This window comes from Streptomyces solincola, from assembly GCF_002982015.1.
Taxonomy (GTDB): Bacteria; Actinomycetota; Actinomycetes; order Streptomycetales; family Streptomycetaceae; genus Streptomyces; species Streptomyces solincola.
In genome coordinates, this window is the sequence record NZ_PVLV01000530.1 from 1 (window position 1) to 9,522 (window position 9,522).

Here is a 9,522-nt window from a genome sequence, read left to right on the forward strand (position 1 = left end):
CCCGCCGCCTCCCCACCGGCGGGCCGGCCCCCAGCGATCACCACGGGAGTACGCGATGTCCCTCCGCGCCACCGCCACCGCCACCGCCTTCGCGGCCGTGCTGCTCACCACCGCCGCCGCCCCCGGACCCGCCGGCGCCGACCCGGTCGACCGGGCGGCGGGCGCCGCCCCGGCCGCCGGCAGCGGCCTGTTCCTCACCGTCTCCGGCGCCGACGAGAGCTGGATCCGCGGCGTGCGCCTGCACTGCGCGCCCACGCCGTCCGGCCCGCACCCCGAGGCGAAGGCGGCCTGCGCGGCCCTGGAGAGCGCGCGCGGCGACCTCGACAAGCTCACGTCCGAGGAGCGGCCCTGCACCAAGCGGTTCGACCCGGTGTCGGTGCGGGCCGCGGGGGAGTGGCAGGGCAAGGCGGTCGACTGGCGCAAGTCCTACGGCAACGCCTGCCTGCTGGACACCGCCACCGGGGCGCTCTTCCGCTTCTGAACCCCGCCGCAGCCCGGCCCGGGGCCCGGCAAGCGCCACCCGGGCCCGGGGCCGGGGAAGCCGACCGGACCGGGTCGCGGCCGGCTCAGGCGTCGCGGATGGCCGCCACCCCGACCGTCGCCAGACCCAGCACCACCCAGCCGAACCACAGCCAGCCGTTGGAACCGAGCGCCACCGTGTACGCCGTCGTCAGCACCAGCACGCCGACGGTCAGCGCGCCCATCGTCTTCGTGGAACCGGACATTGCGGGGTCTCCTCCCGGCCGTGACCACTCTCCATGGTCACCCGGACGGCCCCTCCCGCGCTACCGCGCGGCCGCTACCGGCCGCGCGCCGCCTGGGACTGGAGCGAGGCCAGGTAGGCGTTGTACTCCTCCAGCTCGCGGTCGCCGTCACGGTCGGCGGCCCGGTCCTTGCGGACCGCCTGGCGCTGCTCGGAGCGGTACCACTGGTACACCAGGGCGATGAGGACCAGCACCGAGGGGATCTCGCTGAACGCCCAGGCGATGCCGCCCGCCGCGTTCTGGTCGGTGAGCGCGTCGATGCCCAGCGAGGCCGGCGGGTCCAGGTACGTCCCCACCATCGGCTCGCTCGCCATCATCAGCGCGATGCCGAAGAAGGCGTGGAACGGCATCCCGGCGAACAGCTCCAGCATCCGCATCACATAGCCCGGCCGGTGCGGCCCCGGGTCCACGCCCATGATCGGCCAGAAGAACACCAGGCCCACCGCGAGGAAGTGCACCATCATCCCGATGTGGCCCGGCCTGGAACCCATCAGGAAGTCGAACAGCGGGGTGAAGTACAGCCCGTAGAGGCTGGCGATGAACAGCGGGATGGTGAACGCCGGGTGCGTGATGATCCGCAGGTAGCGGCTGTGCAGCAGGGCCAGCAGCAGCTCCCGCGGGCCTCGCGCCCCGCGCCGGGAGGCCACCGGCAGCGCCCGCAGCGCCAGCGTCACCGGCGCGCCGAGCAGCAGCAGGATCGGCGACAGCATGCTGATCACCATGTGCTGCACCATGTGCACGCTGAACATGACCATGCCGTAGTCGTTGAGCTTGGTGCACATCACCAGCGCCACGCTCAGCACGCCGATCGCGAAGGACACCGTGCGGCCCACCGGCCAGGAGTCGCCGCGCCGCACCAGCCTCGCCACGCCCCACCCGTAGAGCGCGAGCGCCAGCAGGCAGCCGACCAGGAAGAAGGTGTCGTGCGAGTACGCCAGCCCGCGTTCCAGCGTGAACGGCGGCAGGTCCATCATCATGCCGTGGCCGCTGCCGTGCCCGCTGTGATCCATCCGCCGGCTCCTGGTTCGTGCTGGTCTGTCCGGTAGCGCCCCGTTGGCCCTCGTTGGCCACGGGACGTCTGCTTGCCGGACCAGACTAGAACCGCCCCCGGCCGCGCTCGCGACCGGGGGCGGCATCGGCCGTCGCCAGGGGTGTCAGAGGACCGTCTCGGCCTCGGCGTACCGCTCGGCGGGCACCGTCTTCAGCGTCTTGACGGCGTCGCCCAGCGGCACCATCACGATGTCGGTGCCGCGCAGCGCGGTCAGCATGCCGAACTCGCCGCGGTGCGCCGCCTCCACCGCGTGCCAGCCGAAGCGGGTGGCCAGCACCCGGTCGTACGCGGTCGGGGTGCCGCCGCGCTGGACGTGGCCGAGGATCACCGGGCGGGCCTCCTTGCCGAGCCGGCGCTCCAGCTCACCGGAGAGCTGCCGGGCGATGCCGGCGAACCGCTCGTGGCCGTAGATGTCCTTGCCGCCCTCGTCGAACTCCATCGAGCCCTCACGCGGCTTGGCGCCCTCGGCGGCGACCACGATGGCGAACCGCTTGCCGGCCTCGAAGCGGGCGCCGACCCTGGCCGTCAGCTCCTCGATGTCGAAGGGCCGCTCGGGCACCACGATGGCGTGCGCGCCGGCCGCCATCCCGGAGTGCAGCGCGATCCAGCCGGTGTGCCGGCCCATGACCTCCACGATCAGCACCCGCTGGTGCGACTCGGCGGTGGTCTTCAACCGGTCCAGCGCCTCGGTGGCGACCCCGACCGCGGTGTCGAAGCCGAACGTCACGTCGGTGGAGGCGATGTCGTTGTCGATGGTCTTCGGCACGCCCACGATCGGCAGCCCCGCCTCGGAGAGCAGGTTCGCCGCCTTCAGGGTGCCCTCGCCGCCGATCGGGATGATCGCGTCCAGGCCGAGGTCCGCGACGTGCCCCTTCGCCCGCTCCACGCCGTCCACCAGGTGCGCGGGCTGCACCCGGGAGGAGCCCAGGATGGTGCCGCCGCGCGCCAGGATGCCGGCCACCGCGTCCAGGTCGAGTACCCGGTGGTCACCCTCCAGCAGGCCCTTCCAGCCGTCGTGGAAGCCGATGACCTCGTCCCCGTGGTCGACGACCGCGCGGTGCACGACGGAACGGATGACGGCGTTCAGACCGGGGCAGTCGCCGCCGGAGGTGAGCACACCTATGCGCATAGCCCGAAATACCTTTGCAACGTGGGCCGACTCCCGGACCACGTCGTCCGGCTGGAATCCACGCCACCCTACCGGCGTACGGAGGTCCCGCCGAATCCCCCGTCCGACCGGCGGACGTACTTCGGAGGAACAGACGACGCCCCCGCGCGCGGCGGGGGCGTCGTGGTCGCGTCGGGCGGGCCGTCAGGCCGGCTGGGAGGCCGCCGCGATCCGCTCGGTGCGCAGCGCCTCGTACCACCGGTCGTCGGTGGGCGGCAGCGCGTTGACGTCCAGCGCCAGCTTCAGCAGCAGGTCGGCGATCTGCGGGTTGCGCGCCATCACCGGCCCGTGCATGTAGGTGCCGAAGACGGTGTCGTTGTACGCGCCCTCGGTGCCGTCGCCGGTGCCGTTGCCGTTGCCGAACACGGTCCGGGCGAACGGGCGGGCGCTGGGGCCCAGATGGGTGATGCCCTGGTGGTTCTCGAACCCGGTGAGCTGCGGCAGGCCCAGCCGCGGGTCGATGTCGCCGAGCACGTCGCCGACGCAGCGGGCGCCCTCGCCGCGGGTGGAGACCACGTCGATCAGCCCGAGGCCGGGCTCCCGCTCGCCGAGGTCGTTGATGAACTCGTGGCCGAGGATCTGGTAGCCGGCGCACACCGAGAAGATGATCGCGCCGTTCTCCGCGGCCCGGTTCAGCCCGCCGTCGCGGCGCAGCCGCTCGGCCGCGAGCCGCTGCGGACGGTCCTCGCCGCCGCCGATCAGGTAGATGTCGCCGGAGGTGGGCACCGGCTGGTCGCTGCGCACGTCCACCCGCTGCACGTCCAGCCCGCGCTGGCGGGCGCGGCGCTCGACCACCAGGGCGTTGCCCTGGTCGCCGTAGGTGCTGAGCAGGTCGGGGTAGACCCACACCAGCCGCAGACTGCTGTCACTCATCGTCGTGTCCTTAAGCGCGAGGTGCGGGGCGGGTCAGTTGCCGACCCGGCGGCGGACGTCCTGGAAGGCGGTGTAGTTGGCGATCAGCTCGATCCGGCCGGGCGGCGCGAGCTGCACGGCCTCGTCCAGGGTGTCGCACACCCGGAAGTCCAGACCGGCGACCTCCAGGCGGACCGCCAGGTCCAGCCGCCGGTCGCCGATGACGGAGATCGGGTGGCCGGCCAGCCGGGTGTAGTCCACGTCCCACAGCCAGGAGGTGTCGGTGCCGTCCGCGCCGCGGGCGTTGACCGAGAGGACCACCGGGGTGGGCGGCGGGTCGATCAGCGAGAAGGTCTCCAGCCAGCCGGCCGGGTTCTTCGCCAGCAGCAGCCGGATCTCGCGGCTGAGGAAGCTGACCGTGTCGTACCGGCCGGCCACCGCCTGCACCTGGTACATCCGCTCCAGCGCCACCTGCGGCGGCACGCCGAAGACGGCGGCGACGGCCGCCGAGGTGGCGGCGTTGGCCCGGTTGGCGCGGCCCGGGAGCTGGAGGTGGATCGGCCAGGCGGAACCGTGCGGGTCGAGCACGTGCTCGCCGCTGAGCACCCAGCTCGGCGCGGGCCGGCGGAAGCCGCACTCGCCGCAGAACCAGTCGTCGCCGGGACGCTGCATCACACCGCCGCAGGCGGGGCAGGACCAGGCGTCGTCCTTCCACTCCTGCCCGGCGGCCACCCACACGACGTTGGGGGAGGAGGACGCGGCCCACACCACCAGCGGGTCGTCGGCGTTGGCGATGACGACCGCCTTGCTGCCGGACAGGCCCTCGCGCCACTTCTCGGCCAGCATCCGCGTCTCGGCGGCCCGGTCGAGCTGGTCGCGGGAGAGGTTGAGCAGCGCGATCGCCTTGGGGGTGACGTCCCGGGCGACCCCGGCGAGGTACTTCTCGTCCACCTCGATCACGCCGAACCGGGCGTCCGAGCCGCCGGCCAGCGCCGAGGTGATGCCCGCCGGCATGTTCGCGCCCAGCGCGTTGGACACCACCGGGCCCGCGGCCCGCAGGGCCTCCGCGATCAGCCGGGTGGTGGTCGTCTTGCCATTGGTCGCCGACACCAGGACGACGTCCAGGTGATGGGCCAGCCGCCCCAGGAGGTCGGGGTCGAGCTTGAGCGCCACCCGGCCGCCGATCACCGATCCGCTGCCGCGTCCCGCCGCGCGGGACACCGCCGCTGCGGCCTTGCCCGCCGTCACGGCCAGCTTGGCTCGCGGCGACAGCGGCTCAGGATTGCCGGGGTGTCCTGCCATCGTCCTCGTTCCTCCTCGCGTGGGTCCGTGGGCCAGCCTATCGAGACTCTGTCCGACCCCGAACCGCGCCACCTGCCGAAACCCCCGGGCGGGCGCGGATCCTGGGCCGTGCGGCCCCCTGCGGAGGGTGCGGTTCCGGCCGGGTCGTACGCCGTCGGGGGCCGTCCCGCGCCGCCGGGCCCGGCGGTCGGGCGCCCCCGTAGGCTTGCGCCCATGCGCACCCGCCCGATCCCCGGCAGCTCCGGCCGCGTACGAGCCGTGACGCGGTTCGGCGACCCGGTGCTGCACACCCCCTGCCGGCCCGTCACCGCCTTCGACGACCGCCTCAGCCGACTGGTCGAGGACCTGTTCGCCACCATGTACGCGGCGGACGGCGTCGGACTGGCGGCCAACCAGATCGGCGTGGACGCGCGGGTCTTCGTCTACGACTGCCCCGACGACGAGGACGAACGCCACCTCGGCCACGTGGTCAACCCGGCGCTGGTGGCCGCCGACGACCTCGCCGTCCGCGGCCCGGAGGGCTGCCTGTCCCTGGCCGGGCTGGAAGCCGGCGTGGAGCGCTACGACCACGCGGTGGTCGAGGGCTTCGACCTGACCGGCGCGCCGGTGCGGGTGGAGGGCCGCGGCTTCTTCGCCCGCTGCCTCCAGCACGAGTGCGACCACCTGGACGGCACGGTCTACGCCGACCACCTCACCGGCCTGCGCCGCACCCGCCTGCTGCGCAGGGCCCGCCGCGCCCCCTGGCAGTGGCGCCCGGCGTAGCGGCGCTCACCGAGCAGCGGGCGCCGGCGCCTCCGGCCCGCCGCCCCCGCTCCCGCCCCCGGACGGGGGCGCGCCCTGCTGGCGGCGCATCTCGCGCGCGCCGGCCACGCCCACCAGCCAGGGCAGGCAGCCGCGCACCGGCGGGAGCCCGCGGAGCCACCCCTGGCCGTACACGTGCGCGGCGCGCCGCTCGATCCCGGTGACGAGGCGGTCCACGGCCGGGCCGAGCGGGTAGGTGCGGCCGGCCGGCCAGGGCATGCGCCGGCGCATCTCCCGCAGGGCCGGGTACCGGTCCGCCGCGCGCACCATGTCGGTCTCGGTCCACGACAGGTACGCCACGCCCACGCCCACCCCCCGGTGGGCGACCTCGGCGCGCAGGCCGTGGGCGAGGGCCTCCGCCCCGGCCTTGGAGGCGCTGTAGGCGGTCAGCAGCGGCGCGGGCGCCAGCGCGACGACGGAGGCGATCTGGAGGAAGTATCCGCGGCTCTCGGCCAGCAGGGGCAGGAAGACGTGTGCGGTGACGGCGCTGCCGGTCAGGTTCACGTCCACGACCCGCCGCCAGGCCTCCATGTCGGCGCAGCCCAGCGGGCCGCCGTGTCCGATGCCGGCGTTCGCCACGACGGTGTCGATCCGGCCGAAGCGGTCGCGTACGGCGTCGGCGACGGCGGTCATCCGCTGCACGTCCGTGACGTCCGCGTGCCAGGCGCCGCTGTCCGTGGGCAGGTCCGCGGCGACCCGCCGGGCCCGGTCGGCTTCCAGCCCCACCAGGGCGATCCGCGCGCCGCGGGCGGCCAGCTTGCGCGCCAGCATTTCGCCCACGCCGCGCGCCCCGCCGGTGATCACCACGACCTGGTCGGGCGGATCGGCTCTGGTCATCGGGTCCTCCCTCTGTCGCCGGCGCCGCCGGGCTTCGAGCGGCCGCACGGCCGGTGTTCCGCGCGGGGCGCCGGCTCAGTGTGCGCACGCCGTCCCTTAACGGGACCACCCCCCGAGGGCTTACGCGGGCGGCCGGGTCGAGGCCGCCGCCCCGGTCGCCGGGCCGCCGGTCAGGTGGGGGCGCTATCGCGTGGACACCACCGCGCAGTCCACGAGGACCGCCCGGCCGGAGTTCCGGTCCGCACCGGTCGGACCGGTCGGAAGCGCCGTGGGCGGCTGCGGCCGCGACCCGGACGGGTGGGACGGGCAGGGCGGGGAGGGGAAGTGGTCGGCGCAGTCCACCGGGGCGCTCGCCGGGACGGCGCAGTCCGGCGGCGACGGCTGCGCGCCGTACGGGCTGGGCGGGTCGCCGGCCGCGGTCTGGGCGGAGAGCCAGACGGTGGCGCCCCAGCCCGCGGCGGCCACCGCGAGCACGGCGGCCAGGACGACCGCGGCGGGCCGCACCGTCCTGCGGCGGCGGGGCGGCGCGGCGTCGCCGCCGGGTGACGGGCCGGGCCCGCCGCCCTCGGGGGCCCGCCCCATCAGAAGCCCTGTCCCTCGCGGTCCGGCACCGACTCCAGCCTGCCCCACAGCAGGTCGGCCAGGGCGCGCACCAACTCCGCCCGTGTGCAGGGGCGTTCGCCCAGCCACCAGTCGCCGGCCGCGTGCATCATGCCGACGATGCCGTGTCCCCAGACCCGGGACAGCGCGGCCCCGCCCGGGCCGAGGTCTATCCGCTCGGCGATCACCCGGGCCAGCTCCTCGCCCATCCGCCGCAGCACCGGCGCGGAGTGCCGGCCGACGTCGAAGCCCCGCTCGGGGCCACCCGCCCCCTCGCCGTGCGGGGCCGTCTGGCCCGACTCCTCGGAGGGGTGCATGAGGAAGCGGTACACCTGCGGTCTGGCCTCGATGGCGGCCAGGTAGGTGTCCAGGGTGGCCTCCACCCGCTCGCGCCGTCCGGCGGGCGCGTCCAGCGCACTGCGCAGCGCGGACAGCAGGGCGTTGGTGTGCCGCTCGGCGAGCGCCCGGTACAGCCCGCCCTTGTCGCCGAAGTGCCGGTACAGGATGGGCTTGGTGATGCCCGCCTCGGCGGCGATCGCGTTCATCGACGCGCCCGGCCCGTCGCGCAGGACCACCCGGTCGGCGGCCTCCAGCAGCTCGCGCCGCCGCCGCTCGGCCGCGCTCTCCGGCCCGCCGCGGTGTGTGGTGTCCATAGCGTCTCCCCGCCGTGCGCGTGCCGGTTCCCACCCGCGGTCCGACGGCGGCACGGCCGGTTCCGGCCGTCCGTGCGGGACCGATCGCACTGGTCGTCTGTCCGTGTCCAAGACCCCGCAACGTAACACCTGCGCCGGTCAGCCGTCGGTTGACAGATTCTACTTGCCGGTAACAGACTGCTGTTACCGCAGGTAACACGCAGGGAGGCGACGATGGCCGAGTTCACGCTCGATCTCAACGACGACCAGAAGCAGGTCCGCGACTGGCTGCACGGCTTCGCCAGGGACGTGATCCGCCCGGCCGCCTCCGAGTGGGACGAGCGGGAGGAGACGCCCTGGCCCATCATCCAGGAAGCGGCCAAGATCGGTATCTACTCGCTCGACTTCTACGCCCAGCAGTTCTTCGACCCCACCGGGCTCGGCATCCCGATGACCATGGAGGAGCTGTTCTGGGGCGACGCCGGCATCGCGCTGTCCATCGTCGGCACCGGACTGGCCGCCGTCGGCGTGCTCGCCAACGGCACCGAGGAGCAGATCGGCACCTGGGTGCCGCAGATGTACGGCGACGCCGACGACGTCAAGGTGGCCGCCTTCTGCTCCTCCGAGCCCGACGCCGGCTCCGACGTGGCCGCCATGCGCACCCGCGCCGTCTACGACGAGGCCAAGGACGAGTGGGTGCTCGACGGCACCAAGACCTGGGCCACCAACGGCGGCATCGCGAACGTGCACGTGGTCGTCGCGGTCGTCGACCCCGAGCTGGGCTCCAAGGGCCACGCCTCCTTCATCGTGCCCCCCGGCACCGCCGGGCTGTCCCAGGGCCAGAAGTTCAAGAAGCACGGCATCCGCGCCTCGCACACCGCCGAGGTGGTGCTGGAGGACGTGCGGATCCCCGGCCACTGCCTGCTCGGCGGCAAGGACAAGCTCGACCACCGCCTCGCCCGCGCCCGCGAGAAGGCCGCGTCCGGCGGCGAGAGGCTCAAGAACGCCGCCATGGCCACCTTCGAGGCGTCCCGCCCGGCCGTCGGCGCCATGGCGGTCGGCACCGCCCGCGCCGCGTACGAAGTGGCGCTGGACTATGCGAAGACCCGCAGCCAGTTCGGCCGGCCCATCATCGACAACCAGGGCGTCGCCTTCCAACTCGCCGACATGCGCACCCGGATCGACGCCGCCCGGCTGCTGGTGTGGCGCGCCTCCTGGATGGCCACCACCGGCAAGCCGTTCACCTCCGCCGAGGGCTCGATGTCCAAGCTGTACGCCAGCGAGACCGCCAAGGAGGTCACCGCCCAGGCCATCCAGATCCTCGGCGGCAACGGCTACACCCGCGAGTACCCGGTGGAGCGGATGCACCGGGACGCCGCGATCTACACCATCTTCGAGGGCACCAGCGAGATCCAGCGCCTGGTCCTGGCGCGCACCCTGTCCGGGATGCCCATCCGCTGACGCCCGCCCACCCGGCCCGCCCCTGCCCCGGCACCGGGGGCGGGCCCTTGCCGG

At 74.3% G+C, this 9,522-nt stretch carries 11 protein-coding genes; 3 read left to right on the forward strand and 8 right to left on the reverse strand.

What is annotated here, in order from left to right; all coding sequences use genetic code 11:
* The coding region (locus C6N75_RS26465) for a subtilase-type protease inhibitor (protein ID WP_258177628.1) at nt 1–481 on the forward strand (481 nt) is incomplete at its 5' end.
* 85 nt (nt 482–566) lie between these two features.
* Here C6N75_RS26465 and C6N75_RS26470 read toward each other — a convergent pair.
* From C6N75_RS26470 to C6N75_RS26490, 5 genes are all read right to left on the reverse strand, one after another.
* Nucleotides 567–725 carry a hypothetical protein gene (locus tag C6N75_RS26470; RefSeq protein ID WP_105871402.1) on the reverse strand — a complete coding sequence of 53 codons (159 nt, stop codon included), beginning with the start codon at nt 723–725 and terminating at the stop codon, nt 567–569.
* Between the two features lie 74 nt (nt 726–799).
* On the reverse strand, nt 800–1,774 hold the full coding sequence (locus C6N75_RS26475) for a cytochrome c oxidase assembly protein (RefSeq protein ID WP_105871403.1): 975 nt from the start codon (nt 1,772–1,774) through the stop codon (nt 800–802).
* Between the two features lie 144 nt (nt 1,775–1,918).
* Nucleotides 1,919–2,944 (reverse strand): 6-phosphofructokinase, encoded by a 1,026-nt coding sequence (locus tag C6N75_RS26480; protein ID WP_105871404.1) that lies wholly within the window; start codon nt 2,942–2,944, stop codon nt 1,919–1,921.
* A gap of 183 nt (nt 2,945–3,127) precedes the next feature.
* Complete coding sequence (locus C6N75_RS26485) at nt 3,128–3,856, reverse strand: type 1 glutamine amidotransferase (protein ID WP_105871405.1); 729 nt, start codon at nt 3,854–3,856, stop codon at nt 3,128–3,130.
* 33 nt (nt 3,857–3,889) lie between these two features.
* Complete coding sequence (locus tag C6N75_RS26490) at nt 3,890–5,137, reverse strand: MurT ligase domain-containing protein (RefSeq protein ID WP_105871406.1); 1,248 nt, start codon at nt 5,135–5,137, stop codon at nt 3,890–3,892.
* 213 nt (nt 5,138–5,350) lie between these two features.
* Here C6N75_RS26490 and def point away from each other — a divergent pair, with 213 nt between their 5' ends.
* A complete protein-coding gene (gene def / locus C6N75_RS26495; protein ID WP_105871407.1) occupies nt 5,351–5,899 on the forward strand; it encodes a peptide deformylase in 549 nt (182 codons plus the stop codon).
* A 6-nt stretch (nt 5,900–5,905) separates the two neighbouring features.
* Here the strand turns inward: def and C6N75_RS26500 are convergent, their stop codons facing one another.
* The 3 genes from C6N75_RS26500 to C6N75_RS26510 all read right to left on the reverse strand — a co-directional run bounded on the left by C6N75_RS26500 (nt 5,906) and on the right by C6N75_RS26510 (nt 8,028).
* Nucleotides 5,906–6,775 (reverse strand): SDR family oxidoreductase, encoded by an 870-nt coding sequence (locus C6N75_RS26500; protein ID WP_105871408.1) that lies wholly within the window; start codon nt 6,773–6,775, stop codon nt 5,906–5,908.
* A 183-nt stretch (nt 6,776–6,958) separates the two neighbouring features.
* Nucleotides 6,959–7,357 (reverse strand): hypothetical protein, encoded by a 399-nt coding sequence (locus tag C6N75_RS26505; protein ID WP_105871409.1) that lies wholly within the window; start codon nt 7,355–7,357, stop codon nt 6,959–6,961.
* A complete protein-coding gene (locus tag C6N75_RS26510) occupies nt 7,357–8,028 on the reverse strand; it encodes a TetR family transcriptional regulator (RefSeq protein ID WP_105871410.1) in 672 nt (223 codons plus the stop codon). Before C6N75_RS26510 ends, C6N75_RS26505 begins: the two co-directional genes overlap by 1 nt.
* A 213-nt stretch (nt 8,029–8,241) precedes the next feature.
* On the opposite strand from C6N75_RS26510, the gene C6N75_RS26515 reads away from it, so the two are divergent.
* Nucleotides 8,242–9,468 carry an acyl-CoA dehydrogenase family protein gene (locus tag C6N75_RS26515; protein WP_105871411.1) on the forward strand — a complete coding sequence of 409 codons (1,227 nt, stop codon included), beginning with the start codon at nt 8,242–8,244 and terminating at the stop codon, nt 9,466–9,468.
* Nucleotides 9,469–9,522: the final 54 nt, after the last annotated feature.

Excerpts from the sequence above, each read along its gene's own strand:
- C6N75_RS26485 (WP_105871405.1), bottom strand. The coding sequence starts at position 3,856 with ATGAGTGACAGCAGTCTGCGGCTGGTGTGGGTCTACCCCGACCTGCTC.
- C6N75_RS26480 (WP_105871404.1), bottom strand. The coding sequence starts at position 2,944 with ATGCGCATAGGTGTGCTCACCTCCGGCGGCGACTGCCCCGGTCTGAAC.
- C6N75_RS26515 (WP_105871411.1), top strand. The coding sequence starts at position 8,242 with ATGGCCGAGTTCACGCTCGATCTCAACGACGACCAGAAGCAGGTCCGC.
- C6N75_RS26500 (WP_105871408.1), bottom strand. The coding sequence starts at position 6,775 with ATGACCAGAGCCGATCCGCCCGACCAGGTCGTGGTGATCACCGGCGGG.
- C6N75_RS26475 (WP_105871403.1), bottom strand. The coding sequence starts at position 1,774 with ATGGATCACAGCGGGCACGGCAGCGGCCACGGCATGATGATGGACCTG.
- C6N75_RS26505 (WP_105871409.1), bottom strand. The coding sequence starts at position 7,357 with ATGGGGCGGGCCCCCGAGGGCGGCGGGCCCGGCCCGTCACCCGGCGGC.
- C6N75_RS26510 (WP_105871410.1), bottom strand. The coding sequence starts at position 8,028 with ATGGACACCACACACCGCGGCGGGCCGGAGAGCGCGGCCGAGCGGCGG.
- C6N75_RS26470 (WP_105871402.1), bottom strand. The coding sequence starts at position 725 with ATGTCCGGTTCCACGAAGACGATGGGCGCGCTGACCGTCGGCGTGCTG.
- C6N75_RS26490 (WP_105871406.1), bottom strand. The coding sequence starts at position 5,137 with ATGGCAGGACACCCCGGCAATCCTGAGCCGCTGTCGCCGCGAGCCAAG.
- def (WP_105871407.1), top strand. The coding sequence starts at position 5,351 with ATGCGCACCCGCCCGATCCCCGGCAGCTCCGGCCGCGTACGAGCCGTG.